Annotated in this window: 15 protein-coding genes; 10 read left to right on the top strand and 5 right to left on the bottom strand. The window is 59.1% G+C overall.

The annotated features are described in order from the left end of the window. The first annotated feature begins 156 nt into the window (after positions 1-156). The 6 genes from ACP2AU_RS14045 (at position 157) to ribA (ending at position 7,545) form a co-directional block, all read left to right on the top strand. The gene (locus ACP2AU_RS14045) at positions 157-1,113 is read left to right on the top strand and encodes a M23 family metallopeptidase (RefSeq protein ID WP_426376864.1); all 957 of its coding nucleotides are present in this window, start codon (positions 157-159) and stop codon (positions 1,111-1,113) included. Positions 1,114-1,202: 89 nt separating this feature from the next. Then, positions 1,203-3,941, top strand: a complete 2,739-nt coding sequence (gene secA, locus ACP2AU_RS14040) for a preprotein translocase subunit SecA (RefSeq protein ID WP_426376826.1) — start codon at positions 1,203-1,205, stop codon at positions 3,939-3,941. 101 nt (positions 3,942-4,042) lie between these two features. Continuing rightward, positions 4,043-5,260, top strand: coding sequence for a bifunctional glutamate N-acetyltransferase/amino-acid acetyltransferase ArgJ (argJ, locus tag ACP2AU_RS14035; protein ID WP_426376825.1), 1,218 nt, complete (start codon positions 4,043-4,045; stop codon positions 5,258-5,260). Then, a complete protein-coding gene (locus ACP2AU_RS14030; protein ID WP_426376824.1) occupies positions 5,241-6,230 on the top strand; it encodes a Nudix family hydrolase in 990 nt (329 codons plus the stop codon). Before argJ ends, ACP2AU_RS14030 begins: the two co-directional genes overlap by 20 nt. An 88-nt stretch (positions 6,231-6,318) precedes the next feature. After that, positions 6,319-6,807 carry a cyclic pyranopterin monophosphate synthase MoaC gene (gene moaC, locus ACP2AU_RS14025; protein ID WP_426376823.1) on the top strand — a complete coding sequence of 163 codons (489 nt, stop codon included), beginning with the start codon at positions 6,319-6,321 and terminating at the stop codon, positions 6,805-6,807. A 126-nt stretch (positions 6,808-6,933) separates the two neighbouring features. Beyond that, positions 6,934-7,545, top strand: coding sequence for a GTP cyclohydrolase II (ribA, locus tag ACP2AU_RS14020; protein ID WP_426376822.1), 612 nt, complete (start codon positions 6,934-6,936; stop codon positions 7,543-7,545). Positions 7,546-7,592: 47 nt separating this feature from the next. Here the strand turns inward: ribA and dxs are convergent, their stop codons facing one another. The 4 genes from dxs to ACP2AU_RS14000 all read right to left on the bottom strand — a co-directional run bounded on the left by dxs (position 7,593) and on the right by ACP2AU_RS14000 (position 11,630). Continuing rightward, positions 7,593-9,524 (bottom strand): 1-deoxy-D-xylulose-5-phosphate synthase, encoded by a 1,932-nt coding sequence (gene dxs, locus ACP2AU_RS14015; RefSeq protein ID WP_426376821.1) that lies wholly within the window; start codon positions 9,522-9,524, stop codon positions 7,593-7,595. A 121-nt stretch (positions 9,525-9,645) separates the two neighbouring features. Then, a complete protein-coding gene (gene ispA / locus ACP2AU_RS14010; RefSeq protein ID WP_426376820.1) occupies positions 9,646-10,542 on the bottom strand; it encodes a (2E,6E)-farnesyl diphosphate synthase in 897 nt (298 codons plus the stop codon). Then, positions 10,542-10,799, bottom strand: coding sequence for an exodeoxyribonuclease VII small subunit (locus ACP2AU_RS14005; protein WP_426376819.1), 258 nt, complete (start codon positions 10,797-10,799; stop codon positions 10,542-10,544). Before ACP2AU_RS14005 ends, ispA begins: the two co-directional genes overlap by 1 nt. Before the next feature lie 57 nt (positions 10,800-10,856). Continuing rightward, positions 10,857-11,630: an NRDE family protein gene (locus ACP2AU_RS14000; protein WP_426376863.1), complete on the bottom strand. Its 774-nt coding sequence runs from the start codon at positions 11,628-11,630 to the stop codon at positions 10,857-10,859. Positions 11,631-11,722: 92 nt separating this feature from the next. Here ACP2AU_RS14000 and ACP2AU_RS13995 point away from each other — a divergent pair, with 92 nt between their 5' ends. Genes ACP2AU_RS13995 through ACP2AU_RS13980 form a run of 4 tightly spaced genes read left to right on the top strand, consistent with a single transcriptional unit; the run spans position 11,723 to position 14,685 of the window. After that, complete coding sequence (locus tag ACP2AU_RS13995) at positions 11,723-12,520, top strand: sulfite exporter TauE/SafE family protein (RefSeq protein WP_426376818.1); 798 nt, start codon at positions 11,723-11,725, stop codon at positions 12,518-12,520. 10 nt (positions 12,521-12,530) lie between these two features. Next, positions 12,531-13,319 carry a prolipoprotein diacylglyceryl transferase gene (gene lgt / locus ACP2AU_RS13990; RefSeq protein ID WP_426376817.1) on the top strand — a complete coding sequence of 263 codons (789 nt, stop codon included), beginning with the start codon at positions 12,531-12,533 and terminating at the stop codon, positions 13,317-13,319. Beyond that, complete coding sequence (locus tag ACP2AU_RS13985) at positions 13,316-14,155, top strand: thymidylate synthase (RefSeq protein WP_426376816.1); 840 nt, start codon at positions 13,316-13,318, stop codon at positions 14,153-14,155. The genes lgt and ACP2AU_RS13985 overlap by 4 nt, the downstream gene beginning before the upstream one ends. Before the next feature lie 14 nt (positions 14,156-14,169). Continuing rightward, the gene (locus ACP2AU_RS13980) at positions 14,170-14,685 is read left to right on the top strand and encodes a dihydrofolate reductase (protein ID WP_426376815.1); all 516 of its coding nucleotides are present in this window, start codon (positions 14,170-14,172) and stop codon (positions 14,683-14,685) included. A 24-nt stretch (positions 14,686-14,709) separates the two neighbouring features. Here the strand turns inward: ACP2AU_RS13980 and ACP2AU_RS13975 are convergent, their stop codons facing one another. Beyond that, positions 14,710-16,224, bottom strand: coding sequence for a DEAD/DEAH box helicase (locus tag ACP2AU_RS13975; RefSeq protein ID WP_426376814.1), 1,515 nt, complete (start codon positions 16,222-16,224; stop codon positions 14,710-14,712). Positions 16,225-16,231: the final 7 nt, after the last annotated feature.

Here is a 16,231-nt window from a genome sequence, read left to right as displayed (position 1 = left end):
CCGTAGCACCGTTATCACACTCGTTTTACATTGTCAGAACCAAGAGTGTCTACCGGGCGCTGCGATTATTCAGTACGTAGTTGTTGCCAAGGATAGCAGACCCGCTCGGAATATTTCCGGGCCGCAGCACTACAAGGATATAGTTGCGGCTCAATGATGAAATCGAAAGATGATATGAACGTAATCTTCATGGGTAAACGCCATGGCCAGTCCAGGGCGATACCGTTGAATGGGGCACTGCTGGGTGGTCTGGCTGTATTGGCGCTGGCGATTCTTGCCGCGGCCATGTGGGCGGGCTATCAGATGGCCGTCAGCCAGTTTGAAGCCCGGCAACCTGGCAAGTCCGAGCTCGTTGCAGAGTGGAAGGCAAAGCTGGAAAGTCAGCAGGCTGAAGTGGCTCGTGTGCGGGAAGACGTAGAGGATCAGATCGATGCGCTGACTTTGCGGCTCGGCCAGATCCAGGGCCGGCTCTTGCGGCTGGATGCCCTGGGGCAGCGCTTCGTGGAATCGGGCATGGTTACCAGCGACGAGTTCAACTTTGACAAGCCGGCCGCTGTGGGTGGTCCCGAGGAAGACACGCTTCCGGGTGATTCCTACACGGCGCCCGAGTTGACAGACATGATCAACCAGCTTGAGCGACAGATCAACGACCGCGAAAAGCAGCTGCGGCTGCTTGATAAAGTGGCATCGCGCAAAAAGCTCGAGGACGAACTGTACGTTCAGGGCCGCCCCATTACCTGGGGCTGGTTGTCCTCCAAGTACGGCTATCGTTCAGACCCCTTTACCGGCAAGCGCACGTGGCACGCCGGTGTTGACCTGGCCGGCAAGGAAGGCAGTGACATTATTGCGGTGGCCGCCGGCGTGGTAACCTGGGCGAGCGAGCGTTACGGGTATGGCAATCTGGTTGCGATCGACCATGGTGATGGTCTGGTTACCCGGTATGCGCACGCCAAGACCATCAAGGTTAACGTGGGTGACGTGGTTCAGAAGGGCCAGGTTGTCGCTTTGATGGGCAGTACAGGCCGGTCGACAGGTCCTCACGTACACTTCGAAGTAATCCGGAACGGTAAATCGGAAAATCCGGTGAAATATATCCAGCGCGCAAGCCGCTGATTCCATTCCCGTGAACCCCGCCTTTTGTCCTTTCGCCAAATAAGGTTAGAATGCCGGCTTCCTCCGTTTAACTGAAGAAGCAGTGGTCTATGTTCACAAAGCTTGCAACCAAGATGTTCGGCAGTAAGAACGCCAGAGAAATCAAGCGGATGCGCAAAGTCGTTTTGCGTATCAATGAACTTGAAGAACAGTTTGGTGCACTGTCCGACACTGAGTTGCAGGGTAAGACAGTCGAGTTCCGTCGCCGGCTTGATGAAGGCGCCTCGCTCGACAGCCTGTTGCCCGAGGCATTTGCCACCGTTCGCGAGGCCAGCCGGCGGGTGATGGGGATGCGTCATTACGACGTTCAGCTGATTGGCGGCATGACCCTGCACGAAGGCCGCATCGCCGAAATGAAAACCGGTGAGGGCAAAACGCTGGTTGCGACCGCCTCCGTGTATCTCAATGCGCTCTCCGGCAAGGGCGTGCACGTGGTTACAGTGAACGATTATCTGGCCCGCCGTGATGCGGAATGGATGGGTAAACTTTACCGTTTCCTGGGTATGCAGGTGGGGGTGGTTGCCTCCGGCCAGCCGCCTGAAGAAAAGCGTGCCGCTTATCAGGCCGACATCACCTACGGCACCAACAACGAATTCGGTTTCGATTATCTGCGCGACAACATGGCCTTCAGTATTGAAGACAAGGTTCAGCGCGGCCTCAACTTCGCGATTGTCGACGAGGTAGACTCGATTCTGATCGACGAGGCCCGTACCCCGCTGATTATCTCGGGTGCGGCCGAAGACTCATCCAAGATGTATCAGGCCGTTAATGCACTGGTGCCGAATCTTGAGGAAGGTGAAGTCAGTGAAGAGGGTGAAGCCTCGGGTGACTTCACCATCGACGAGAAGTCCCGCCAGGTTGAACTTACCGAGTCGGGCCACGAAAAAGTGGAAGAGCTGCTGTTGAGCCAGGAATTGCTCAAAGAGGGCGAAAGCCTGTATTCGGCGGCCAACCTCAGCTTGCTGCACCACGTGCATTCCGCCCTTCGCGCCCACCATCTGTTCCAGAAAGATGTCGACTACATTGTCCAGGGTGGCCAGGTGGTCATTGTCGACGAGCATACCGGCCGTACCATGCCGGGTCGTCGCTGGAGCGAAGGCCTGCACCAGGCCATTGAAGCGAAAGAAGGGCTGAAGATTCAGGCAGAGAGCCAGACGCTGGCCTCCACCACCTTCCAGAACTATTTCCGTCTGTACGAAAAGCTTGCGGGCATGACCGGTACGGCGGATACCGAAGCCTTTGAGTTCCGCCAGATCTATGGCCTGGATGTGGTGGTGATTCCGCCAAACCGGCCAATCCAGCGGATCGATTACAACGATCTGGTGTACCTGACACAAGAAGAAAAATTCCACGCCATCATTGATGAGATCAAGGATGTGACCGGGGAAGGGCGGCCGATCCTGGTGGGTACGGCGTCTATTGAGGCGTCCGAGTTGCTGTCGATGCTGCTGAAAAAGGCGCGGATTGAGCACAAGATTCTGAACGCCAAGCAGCACGAATCCGAAGCGTTGATTATTGCTCAGGCAGGCCAGCCGGGTGCGGTGACAATCGCGACCAACATGGCTGGTCGGGGGACCGATATTGTCCTGGGTGGTAACTGGGAATACGAAGTTGCTGCCATGGAGAACCCCTCGGAAGAGGAAGTGGCTCGCCGAAAGGCGGAGTGGACCGAGCGGCACAACCAGGTACTGGATGCCGGTGGCTTGCACATTATTGGTACTGAGCGCCACGAATCCCGGCGTATCGATAACCAGCTTCGCGGCCGGGCGGGTCGCCAGGGTGACCCGGGTTCATCTCGCTTCTTCCTGTCGCTGGAAGATAACCTGATGCGGATCTTTGCGCCGGAGCGCGTGAAGAACCTGATGCAAGCGATGGGCATGAAGAAAGGCGAGGCGATCGAACACCGCATGGTCACCAACGCCATTGAAAAATCGCAGCGCAAGGTTGAGGGCCGCAACTTCGATATGCGTAAAACGCTGCTTGAGTACGATGACGTGGCAAACGACCAGCGTACCGTCATCTATGAGCAGCGTAACGAGGTTATGGCGTCTAACGACGTGTCCGAGATGGTCGATACCATTCGGGAAGATGTAGTCGATTCTGTCGTCAGCGAGTTTATTCCACCCCAGAGTATGCCCGAGCAATGGGATGTGCAGGGGCTTGAGGCACAGCTGCAGTCCGAGCTGGCCATCGAATTGCCGATCCAGCAGTGGCTGAAAGACGACAGCAAGCTTTATGAGGATAACCTTCGCCAGAAAATCCTTGAAGCGATTGTGGCAGAGTACAAGGCCAAGGAAGAAGTGGCCGGTTCGGAAGCCATGCGCAAGTTTGAAAAGCAGGTGTTCCTGCAGGTGCTCGATACCTTGTGGAAAGAGCATTTGTCCAACATGGACCATCTGCGGCGGGGCATTCATTTGCGCGGTTACGCCCAGAAGAACCCGAAACAGGAGTACAAGCGCGAAGCGTTTAACCTGTTTGAAACCATGCTCGACAGCATGAAGCGCGATGTCACCCGAATTCTGTGTCATGTGCGGGTTCAGAGCCAGGAAGAAATGGCGGAAATTGAACGCCGGCGCAAGGAAGAGCTGGAGCGGGAAATGGCCCGGGCCAAACTCCAGCACGAGCAGGCCAGTGTTGCCGATGCCGAGGGTGAGGGTGCTGGTGGCCAGCAGAATCCCCAGGCTACCCCGGAAACCTTTGTCCGCCAGGAGCGAAAGGTTGGCCGTAATGAGCCCTGCCCCTGCGGGTCTGGCAAGAAATACAAGCAGTGCTGCGGAAAGGTGAGCTGACCAGCCGCCAGTAACCCGGAGACCAGAACCCGCAACTCGCCAGCACACCGGCGTTTGCGGGTTCTGTCGTTTAACGAACAGCCAAAATCAAGGAGACAGGCATGGCCGTAGGCCCCGGAACCTTACCCGATTTTTTCCCGGTGGCGGGAATCAAGCTGGGCATTGCCAGTGCGGGCATCAAAAAGCCCGGAAAAAAAGACATCGTAGTGTTCGATCTGGCCCCGGAAACCCGGGTTGCAGGTATTTTTACCCGCAACCAGTTCTGCGCAGCGCCCGTGGTTCTCAGTCGTCTTCACCTGTCTCAAGCGGCACCGCGGTTTCTGTTGATCAATACCGGTAACGCCAATGCCGGCACCGGAGAGCATGGGCTGGCAGATGCGAAGGCCTGCTGTGCAGCGCTGGCAAAACAGGCGGGCGTTTCGGAAGACCAGGTGTTGCCGTTTTCCACCGGGGTCATTGGCGAGCCCCTGCCGACCGAAAAAATTGTGACCGCCCTGCCGGACGCCCTGGCAGATACCCGGGAGAACCGTTGGGCAGAAGCCGCATCGGGGATCATGACCACGGATACCCGCCCCAAAGGAGCGTCCCGCCAGCTGGACCTGGACGGTCATAAGGTAACTATCTCGGGAATCAGCAAGGGAGCAGGAATGATTCGTCCCAACATGGCAACCATGCTGGGTTTTATCGCCACAGATGCCCGGTTGGCGCCTGACGTTCTGCAAATGCTGGCGTCCGAGTTGGGTGAGGTGTCCTTCAATCGTATTACCATTGACGGCGACACCTCCACCAACGATGCCTGCATGCTCATGGCCAGTGGCCAGTATGGCGGGCCGGAGATCACGGCAGACAGCCCGCTGCTGCCGGTATTGAGGGACGCGCTTCACGAGGTGTATCTGGAGCTGGCTCACGCCATTGTCCGGGACGGTGAGGGTGCGACCAAGTTTGTAACCATCGATGTCAGGGGCGCAGCCCATCAGCAAGAGGCTCTGGATGTTGCCTACACGGTGGCACACTCCCCGTTGGTCAAAACGGCGCTGTTCGCTTCAGACCCCAACTGGGGGCGCATCCTCGCCGCCGTTGGCCGGGCGGGGTTGGAAAACCTGGATCTGACGGCCCTCGAGATCTTTCTGGGAGATGTATGCCTGGTGCGCAACGGGGGGCGCGCTGAAGATTATTCCGAGTCCCGTGGTCAGGCCGTGATGGACCAGGAAGAGATCACGATTGCTATCGATCTCAAGCGGGGCAGTGTTCGGGAAACCGTTTGGACCTGCGACTTTTCCCACGATTATGTAACGATCAATGCTGAATACCGTACCTGAAACCGATATGCCGGGCTCTGACATCCGCAAGGTGGTTCATGTGGCCGTCGGGGTGGTCGTGCGCGACGGCCGCGTGCTGATTGCGCGGCGTCCGGACAGCGCGCATCAGGGAGGATTACTGGAATTCCCGGGTGGCAAGGTAGAGGCAGGGGAAACCGTGCAACAGGCCCTGTGCCGTGAAATCCTTGAAGAAACAGGGGTGGTGCTGTCTGAGAGCAGTCTGGAGCCGGTTATCGGGATACGTCATGACTATGGCGACAAGTGCGTGTTTCTGGACGTCTGGCTCAGCCACTCGGCTCATGGCGAACCTGAGGGCAAGGAAGGGCAGCCAGTGAGCTGGGTGAGCCCGGATACGCTGAAGGATGAGGACTTTCCGGCGGCCAATCGGCCGATCATCAGAGCACTGCGGCTGCCTCACCGGCTGGCGGTGACCGGTGTTGTCGAGAACGGTCCGGCGGGCGATGCCCGGTTCAGAGCGGCGCTTGACAGGATAGAGCCGGGCTCGCTGGTAGTGCTGCGTGCTCCGGCGCTGCCACAGCAGGCTTACCTGGAGTTGGCATCGGCTGCAGGGAATCTCTGCCGGGAACGAGGTGTGGGCCTGATTTTACACGGCCCGGCAGCTCTGAGCGGCCTTGTGCCCGGGGCTGGCGGCCTGCACCTGCCCTGGCATGAGGCAGAGCAGCTCTCTGAGCGCCCTGTAGAGACGGATCTCTGGCTGGGAGTGTCCTGCCACAGTGCTGAACAGATGCGCCATGCCGAGCGCCTGGGGGCAGACTACGTCCTGCTGGGGAGTGTCCTGGAAACGGCCAGTCATCCGGGGCAGCCTGGTATGGGGTGGAGCCTGTTCCGGGAGCTTGTGGCCACGGCAAACGTGCCGGTGTATGGCATTGGTGGCCTCGGCCCTGAGCACGAGCCCCGGGTTCGTGCTCTCGGCGGACAGGGTGTGGCTGGTATCAGCTTTTGGTGGTGACGACCAAACGGGCGGAGGCGACTACGGATGCCATCGCCCTGCCGGTCATGCCATAGTGAATGTTTGATCAAATGAACGGGAGCCTGCTGTGACTAAGTTGACCCACCTGGATGACAAGGGCGAGGCCCGCATGGTTGATGTCACCGAAAAAGCCGTGACCGAGCGCGAGGCCCGTGCGGAGGCGTGTGTCCGGATGACGCCGGAAACCCTCAGAATGATACTCGAAGGCGAGCATCCGAAAGGCGATGTTCTGGCAACGGCCCGTATTGCCGGCATCATGGCCGCCAAGCGAACCCATGACCTGATCCCGCTGTGCCATGCGCTGAATCTGACCTCTGTAAAAGTGGAGCTGAGCGCGGGCGCTGATGGTGAATCGGTAGCGATCGAGACGCGCTGTAAGTTGGCGGGTCAGACTGGCGTCGAGATGGAGGCGCTGACGGCGGCGAGTGTTGCGGCGTTGACGATTTACGATATGTGCAAGGCTGTTGATAAAGGTATGGTGATAGACAACCTGCGCCTGCTGGAAAAAAAGGGTGGGCGCTCGGGTCATTGGCGTGCTCCCGGGTCAATGATCTGATGCACAGCCCGGACCGTAACCCTCTTGGCACCGATTAACCGGAGGGGAACCGTGTCGACACTACGCCAGGTAAGCAGCCACATGATAGAATGCCCGCCCAATTTGTCCGAACCACGAGGAAACACAGTGGCTGTCCGTTACATTGAAACCTGCCGTTTGCCAACGCCTTTTGGTGTGTTTGATATGCACGGCTTTGAAGAGCCGGACACCGGGAAGGAGCACGTGGCACTGACGCTGGGTGATATTGATAGCGGAGAACCCCTGCTGGCCCGAACCCACTCCGAGTGCCTGACCGGTGATGCCTTGTACAGTATGCGCTGTGATTGCGGCTACCAGCTGGAAGAGGCCTTGCGCAGCATCGCTCGCGAGGGTCGCGGAATACTGCTGTATCTGCGTCAGGAAGGCCGGGGTATTGGCTTGCTCAATAAAATCCGCGCCTACCGGCTGCAAGACCAGGGGGCGGATACCGTGGAAGCGAACGAGCGCCTGGGGTTTGGTGCGGATCTCAGGGATTACAGTATGTGCAGGGATATGCTCGAGCATCTCGGCATCAATAGTTTGAAGCTGATGACCAACAACCCGCGTAAGGTGAAGGCGCTGGAATCCTATGGCATCCAGATTACCGAGAGAGTGCCATTGCACGTTGGCCGTAACCCACACAACGAGCACTACCTGAATACCAAGCAGAGTAAGCTGGGGCACTGGCTGGAAACCCACCAGGACGACGACCCGGTCTGATCTGCCCCCGGCGGATCAGCTCAGGTCCGCCCCGCCCCGATTCAGCGTTACTTCGCCGCCAGAGCGGTTGGATGACCCAGTTTGTTCATTCGTGTGGCAATACGGCGGCGAATGCCATCTGCGTCCAGCCCGCAATCCCGCAGTAATTGTTTGTGCTGACCGTGGTCAACGAAGGTGTCTGGCAGCCCCAGTTGCAGCACCGGCATGGTAACCTGGCTGGCGTTCAGGAATTCGGTTACGGCACTGCCGGCACCGCCGGCAATAACGTTTTCTTCCAGTGTTACCAGCAAGTCGTGGGTTTCTGCCAGTTCCAGCACCAGAGCTTCATCCAGCGGTTTGACGAAGCGCATATCCGCGACAGTGGCGCCCAATGCCTCTGCCGCTTCCATGGCGGGAACCAGTAAGGTCCCGAAGTTGAGTATGGCCACACCGTTGCCATCACGCACCCTCCGGCCTTTTCCAATTGGCAGAGCGGCGAGCGCCTGTTGGATCTCGGCGCCGGGCCCGGTGCCTCTGGGGTAGCGAACAGCGGCCGGACCCTGGAATTGCAGGCCGGTTTGCAGCAGCTGCCGGGTCTCGTTTTCATCGGATGGCGTCATCACCACCATATTCGGAATGCAGCGCAGATAACTGATGTCGAAAGCCCCGGCATGGGTGGGGCCGTCTTCGCCAACCAGGCCGGCCCGATCAATGGCAAACAGCACATCCAGGTTCTGGATGGCGACATCGTGTATCAGTTGATCATAGGCCCGCTGCAGAAATGTGGAATATATGGCGACGACCGGCTTGGCGCCGTCGCACGCCAGGCCAGCGGCGAGCGTTACCGCGTGCTGTTCGGCAATGGCGACGTCAAAATAGCGCTCTGGAAAACGTTTAGAGAATGCCAGCAGATCCGAACCCTCGCACATGGCCGGGGTTATGCCGGCTACGCGTGCATCCTGTTCTGCGGCGTCGCACAACCATTGGCCGAAGACGTTGGCGTACTTCGGCTTGGCCGGTTTGGGTTTGACCGGCTCAGGCTTGCTGGCGGGTACCGGTTCGATTTTGTTGATGGCGTGGTAACCGATCGGGTCGGCTTCGGCCGGGGCAAAACCTTTGCCCTTGGTGGTCACCACGTGCAGGAATTGCGGGCCTTCGAGTTCCCTGATGTTTTCGAGAGTCTCGACCAGCAGGGGCAGATCGTGGCCATCAATCGGGCCGATGTAATTGAAGCCCAGTTCCTCGAACAGCGTGCCGGGGGCGATCATCCCTTTGAAATGTTCTTCGGTCTTCTTGGCCAGAGCCATCAGGTGAGGCGCGCCTTTAAGCACTTTTTTGCTGCCATCGCGAACCTGATTGTAGGCACGGCTCGACAGCAGCTTGGCGAAATAGTTGGAAAGCCCGCCCACGTTGTGGGAGATCGACATATCATTGTCGTTCAGCACCACCAGCATATCGGAATGCAGGTGTCCGGCGTGGTTCAGGGCCTCGAAAGCCATCCCGGCAGTCATTGCCCCATCACCGATAACCGCAATGCTCTTGCGCCCGGTATTCTGCATACGGGCGGCAATGGCCATGCCCAGGGCGGCGCTGATGGAGGTGCTGGAGTGGCCCACGCCAAACGTATCGTATTCACTCTCCGCCCGCTTGGGGAACCCGGCCAGGCCGCCTTGCCGGCGGATACTGCCCATGTGTTCCTTGCGCCCGGTCAGAATCTTGTGGGGGTAGGCCTGGTGGCCCACATCCCAGACCAGCCGGTCTTCCGGTGTGTTGAACACGTAATGCAGGGCCACGGTCAGTTCAAGCACGCCCAGGCCGGCGCCAAAGTGCCCGCCGGTCTGGCCGACTGACCAGAGCAAAAAGGCGCGGAGCTCCCTGGCCAGCCGGGGCAGATCCTCGGCGGGTAACTCACGCAGCTGGGATGGCACGTCTATCCCGTCGAGCAGCGGCGTATTAGGGCGCTGGGATGGGATTTCCCTGAAAATATATGTGTCCTGCATCAGCTCGGGTCTTTATCGGAATGTGAGTTCTATGGCTGGCATTATAAGGTAACAAGCGGCCCGGTTTCATACATCCTTGGCCCCTTGTTACAAAATCGTGATGCGCCGGTGGCGCAAGGCCTCAATGGCTTCGGGCCACCACGTAGTCTGCCATGGCCCTGAGGGTATCGGCTTCCGGGCCAAAATCGGCGAGTGCGTCAAGCGCTTCCTGTAGCAGCCTTGCCAGGTGTTGGCGGGCTCCGTCGACCCCCAGAAGAGCCGGATACGTGGGTTTGGCTTTAGCGGCATCCGAGCCCTGTCGTTTGCCAATCACCTGCGTGTCGCCCTCAATATCCAGCAGATCATCCTGCACCTGGAAAGCCAGCCCGAGGGCGCTTGCGTATCGGGTCAGGCTTGTCAGCTGATGCTCGGTTACTTTCTCGGCGGTCAGGGCGCCGAGGCGGACACTGGCGACAATCAGAGCGCCGGTTTTGTGCCGATGCATGGTTTCCAGCTGTTCCACATCAAGCAACTGGCCAACCGATTCCAGATCAATGGCCTGTCCGCCCACCATGCCTTGGTGGCCGCTTGAGCGGGCCAGCTCTGCCACCATGGCCACTCGCTGTCGGTCTGACAGTGTCGGGGCCTCGGAGAGCAATGCAAACGCCAGTGTCTGCAGGGCATCGCCAGCGAGAATCGCCGATGCTTCATCGAACGCAATATGTGCGGTCGGTCGCCCGCGACGAAGGTCGTCATCGTCCATGGCAGGCAAGTCATCATGCACCAGGGAATAAGCGTGAATCAGTTCCAGGGCGCACGCCGGTATCAGGGCAACGTTGTCGTCTACGCCCATGGCCCGGGCGGCTGCCAGGCAGAGCGCCGGGCGCACCCGTTTGCCGCCTCCCAGTACACAGTAACGCATGGTGTCCTGAAGTCGTTGTGAGGCAGAGTGCCGGCTGATGCAGAGCTCCAGTTCTTCATCGATCTGCTGGCGGCACTGTTCAAGGTAGGCCGTGGCCCGGCTGATACGATTGTCCATCACTGTTCGTCATCTGTGGAGAAGGGCCGGGTTTCCAGTGTTCCATCGCTGTTCTGGACCAGTTGCTCAACTCTCTGCTCTGCCGATTTGAGGGCGCTCTGGCACTCGCGCGTGAGCTTTACGCCGCGCTCAAAAGCCGCCAGTGACTGCTCCAGGGAAAGCTCGCCCTTTTCCAGATCGCGAACCAGCTGTTCGAGTTCGTTGAGGGATTTCTCAAAGTCGGCTATTGAAGCGCTGTTGGTGTTCTCGCCGGCCATGGGACGACCTCCGGTCGGGGTTTCTGAAAGTGCGCGAATTATATCAGAGTCCATTTGTTACCGCTGCCAGCTGAACTGCCGTTTTTCCAGCATCTTGCCGCCGGGGCCCCAGGACTGTTCGGTCACGGTAAGCTGGCCATCTATGTCCTGTGTGATAATCGTAGTGGCGCGGGTGCCGTAGTTTTCGCCAACAACAAAAGGGGAAGACAGGAAGCGTTCAGTTTCCAGCCCAACGCCGGTATCCGGCAGCATCCGGTCCGGTGCCGGGCTGGTGTCCTGAAGCAGCGGCAGCAGCCGTGTGTGCAAGGCGTTGGTGTCGGGGTTGGCCTGTTCGACGGCATGGGCAAACGCTGAGCGAAGCCGCAGTAATTTTGGCCAGGGTGTCTGCAGCAGGTGATTGCTCAGTCCGTAGTGCCCGCGAAAGAGCTGACGACCGGGGTGGGCATCGCGGTTACTGAAATACCAGCCGCCGTGCTCGGCCAGAGCGACCAGGTTAAAGCCCGAGTACCGTTCGGTGTCTGCCGCCAGGCCGGCTTGCAGTTTGCCTTCCGGTTCCGCGAGCGCGCGTATGGGCAGTTCGCCCCGGCTATACCGGCCCGTTTCAGGGCTGCCTTCCCGCACATTGGTAACCGCTGTTACCCGGCCGTCCGGTGCAACGGCAAGCCAGGTGCCGCCTGAAGCCAGGTCCCGACCTGCCAGAATGTGCTGGCCGCTGTCGGTTTGCCACCAGTCCATTGTCGCCGTGGGGCGGTGAAAGAATTCATCGCGGTTGGCGGCAACCACAAGGGGGAAACGGGGATTCTGGCCGATGGCGAAAGTGATAAGGCACATGGATCTGGGCAATTCCTCGGGTGCGTGGGCTGCAGTCAGGGGCATTCCTGCGTATCATACCAGCCTGATTTGAGCCGGGGTGATCTGTAACCATGAGCATGGCAGGCATAATCGTACTGTATCTTCTGTTGGGTTCACTGGCAGGCACGATGGCCGGCCTGTTCGGGATTGGTGGCGGGCTGATTATCGTGCCGGTGCTGATCTTCAGTTTCGGGCTGCAGGGGATCAGCCCCGAGATTGCCGCCCATCTGGCCGTTGGTACGTCATTGGCCACCATTATGTTCACGTCGATCAGCTCGATACGCACTCACCACCAGCATGGTGCTGTGCGCTGGGATCTTTTTCGTCCCATGACGGTCGGAATCGTGTTCGGCGCGGTACTGGGGGCCTGGACGGCAGCTCTGTTGAGCGGGCCGGCGCTGGAGACCATTATCGGCATCTTCGTCATTCTGGTGGCGCTTAAAATGATCCTTGAAGTGAATCCCAGGCCGGGCCGCGTGGTGCCGGGTACCGCCGGGCTTGGTGTCGCCGGTGGCCTTGTCGGCTGGGCCTCGGCTATCTTTGGCATTGGCGGAGGCACCCTGACCGTACCCTATCTGAGCTGGTGCAATGTCAAGATGCAGCAGGCTGTGGCAACCTCGGCAGCCTGCGGATTTCCGATTGCCATTGCCGGGGCGCTGGCGAACGTCGGTACGGGTTGGCAGAACCCCGGCCTGCCGGATTTCAGCCTTGGTTTTATCTACTTGCCGGCACTGGTGGGCGTGGTTACCACCAGTGTGTTTTTCGCCCGGATTGGCGCTCGCCTGGCTCATCGTCTGGACGGGCGTCTTTTAAAACGCATTTTCGCCATTGTACTGGTACTGGTTGGTTTACGATTTCTTCTGAGCTAAGAGAGCATTCATGCTGCAGCATCCACAGTTTGATCCGGTGGCGATCGCTATCGGGCCGTTGAAAATCCATTGGTATGGTCTGACTTATCTGGTCGGCTTTGCCGCCGGTTGGTGGCTCGGGCGTCTTCGCTCCCATAAACCATGGTCACCCCTCAATGAAGAGCAGGTAGGCGATCTGCTGTTCTATCTGGCCCTGGGCGTTATTCTGGGCGGGCGCTTTGGTTATGTCGTCTTCTACAATTTTGATGCGTTTCTGGCGGATCCCTTGTGGTTACTGCGGGTCTGGGAGGGCGGTATGTCCTTTCATGGCGGTCTTCTGGGGGTGATGCTGGCCATGGCTTGGTATGGCCGTAAAACGGGCGCCGGCTTCTGGAAAATTGCCGATTTTGTCGCACCGTTGGTGCCCGTCGGCCTGGGGGCCGGTCGCATTGGCAACTTTATCAATGGCGAGCTTTGGGGTAAGCCTACCGATGTCGCCTGGGGCATGGTGTTCCCAAACGCACCGGACAGCCTCGCCAGACATCCCTCGCAGTTGTACCAGTTTGCGCTGGAGGGCGTGGTGCTGTTCGCGATTCTCTGGTGGTTCTCATCGAAGCCGCGGCCGAAAATGGCGGTATCCGGACTGTTCCTCGTATGCTATGGCATTTTCCGTTTTCTGGTTGAATTCGTTCGCCAGCCAGACCCCCAGCTGGGGTATCTGGCCTTTGACTGGCTCACCATGGGGCAGGTGCTGTCGACGCCGATGATCGCTGCCGGCGCCGCCCTGATGTTCCTTGCTTACCGGAGAGATGCCCGATGAAAGCCTACCTCGATCTGATGCAGGATGTGGTGGATAACGGATTGGATAAAGGTGACCGGACGGGGGTCGGTACCCGGTCGGTTTTTGGTCGCCAGATGCGCTTTGACCTGCAGCAGGGGTTCCCGTTGGTAACCACCAAGAAAGTTCACTTGCGCAGCATCATCTATGAGCTGCTCTGGTTCCTTAAAGGCTCCACCGACAATACCTGGCTGGCCGACCGTAATGTCCGTATCTGGAATGAATGGGCCCTGGACAATGGCGACCTGGGGCCGATCTACGGCAAACAGTGGCGCAGCTGGCAGTGTCACGATGGCCGCGTAGTGGATCAGATCAGTGACCTGATCGAACAGATTCGCAGCAAGCCCAACTCCCGGCGGTTGATTGTTTCGGCCTGGAATCCCGCTGAGCTGCCGGATGAATCGGTCAGCCCCCAGGATAACGTGCGGGCCGGCCGGATGGCGCTTGCCCCGTGCCATTGTCTGTTCCAGTTTTACGTGGCCGACGGCAAGCTTTCCTGCCAGCTTTACCAGCGCAGCGCCGATCTGTTCCTCGGTGTGCCCTTCAATATCGCTTCCTACGCGTTGCTGACGCACATGATCGCCCAGCAGTGTGATCTCGACGTTGGGGAGTTTGTGCATACGTTTGGCGATTGTCACATCTATCAGAACCATCTGACGGATGACATTGTGTTCGAGCAGCTCAAACGCGAGCCGCGAGCGCGGCCGAAACTGGTGATCAAGCGCAAGCCGGCGTCGATTTTTGACTATGAGCTTGAGGATTTTGAATTCGATGGCTATGACCCGCATCCGGTTATCAAAGCCCCCATTGCGATCTGATCAAGGAGTTCCCTATGCGTAAGGCCCTCATCGTGGCCATGGCCCAAAACCGGGTGATTGGTCGCAACAACAAGCTACCGTGGTATCTGCCGGGTGATCTTCGTTACTTCAAGCAGGCCACCATGGGCAAGCCCATTATTATGGGGCGGAAAACCTGGGACTCTATTGGCCGGCCGTTGCCGGGGCGGATGAACGTAGTGATTTCGCGCAACGCGGACTGGCAGGCGCCGGCTGGCACGGTTGCGGCGGCATCACTCGATACTGCGCTGGTGAAAGCCGAGGCCCAGGCGGTGCTGGAAGGCGGGGAGGAAGTCATGATTATTGGCGGCGGGCAGATATATGCCGAGGCGCTACCGATGATCGACCGGATGTACGTCACCCAGGTGCACGCCGACGTGGAGGGCGATGCGTATTTTCCGGAGGTGGACTGGAGCGAGTGGGAAGAAATCGGACGCGAAGATTTTTCCGCGTCCGACAACAATCCATACGATTACAGCTTTGTGGTTTACCAGCGCAGCCGGCCAGAATGATCTGACCGGCTGCGGGCCGGGCCCTCAGCGCGGTGCACGCTTGGGGCCTTTGCTTGCCGGCTTTCCACCCTTGGCGCCTTTCGGGCCACTTTTGCGGAAGCCGGGCTTGCCGTCCTTGTTGAACTTCTTGCCGGGACCGCCTTTACGGAAGCCGCCTTTGCCCGGTGGCGGGCCTTTGCGGTCGCGGCGCGGAGCTGCTGAAATTTCCGGCAGGGCTTCCGGTTGTTCCAGCGGCAGAGAATCCGGCTGGGATGCTTCCATCCAGCAGGCCAGAGCGCCGGCAACAGCGGCCATATCCATGTCGTTCCTTTCCGCGATCTCATCCAGCAAAGCAATGGCTTTGGCTGCACGGGGATCGTCGGTAAAGCCCAGAAGCTGGGACTCAAACTGCTCTACCCGCATTTTCTGCAGGGCGGCAGGGGAGGGCAACTGGTACGGTTCCATCGGCGAGTTGGTGGCCCGTTCCAGGGTGCGCAGCCAGCTGCGCTCACGGGGAGTCACCAGCAAAATCGCTTTACCGGTGCGGCCAGCACGACCGGTACGGCCAACCCGGTGAATGTACGCCTCGGTATCGTAAGGTACGTCATAGTTGATGACGTGGGTAATCCGGGGCACATCGAGGCCACGGGCGGCAACATCGGTGGCAATGATGATGTCTTTTTTGCCGCGCTTGAGGTCTTCGACGGTTTGTTCACGCTGGCGCTGGTTCAGATCGCCGTTCAGCGGGGCCACTGCGTGCCCTCGAGCTGACATCTTCTCGGCCAGTAACGTGGTTTCCGCCTTGGTCCGCACGAAGATAATGGCAGCGTCGAACGGCTCTACTTCCAGAATGCGGGTAAGGGCGTCGATCTTGCGCTCGGCATAAACCGGCAGCACAAATTGGGCAATGCGCTCGACCGTGCGGGTCTCGCTGGCAATCTTCACCTCAGTCGCATTCTTCAGGTACGTCTGAGCCACTTTTTTGATTTGCTGTGGCATGGTGGCGGAGAACAGGGCGCGCTGACAGGTATCTGGTGTTTTTGCCAGAATGGCTTCCACATCGTCGATGAAGCCCATACGCAGCATTTCGTCGGCTTCATCCAGAACCAGTGCCTTCAGGCTGCCCAGTTTCAGGGTGCCCTTGCGCAGATGGTCGAGCATCCGGCCTGGCGTTCCGACAATGACTTGCGCTCCGCGTTTCAGGCCGCGGATCTGCGGCGCAAAATCCTGCCCGCCATAAATCGGCAGAACGTGAAAGTTGCGGAACTTGCTGGCGTAAGTAGTGAAAGCCTCGGCGACCTGGATGGCCAGTTCCCGGGTGGGCGCCAGCACCAGAATTTGGGGCTCGGCGACACTGGCGTCAATCCGGCTCAACAAGGGCAGGGCAAAGGCTGCGGTCTTACCGGTGCCGGTCTGGGCCACACCCAGTAGATGATTGCCGGCCAGCAGCGCTGGAATGGATTGCGCCTGGATGGGCGACGGGGTTTCATAGCCAACGGCGGAGACGGCTTCCAGTACTGCTGGATCCAGCCCCAGTTCGGCAAAAGACAATTCTGACATGAACGTA

The sequence above is a fragment of the Marinobacter sp. VGCF2001 genome, from assembly GCF_049943275.1.
In the GTDB taxonomy this organism is placed as follows: domain Bacteria; phylum Pseudomonadota; class Gammaproteobacteria; order Pseudomonadales; family Oleiphilaceae; genus Marinobacter.
The sequence above is the reverse complement of the archived record's forward strand: the minus strand, read 5'-3'. Positions and strand labels throughout refer to the sequence as shown.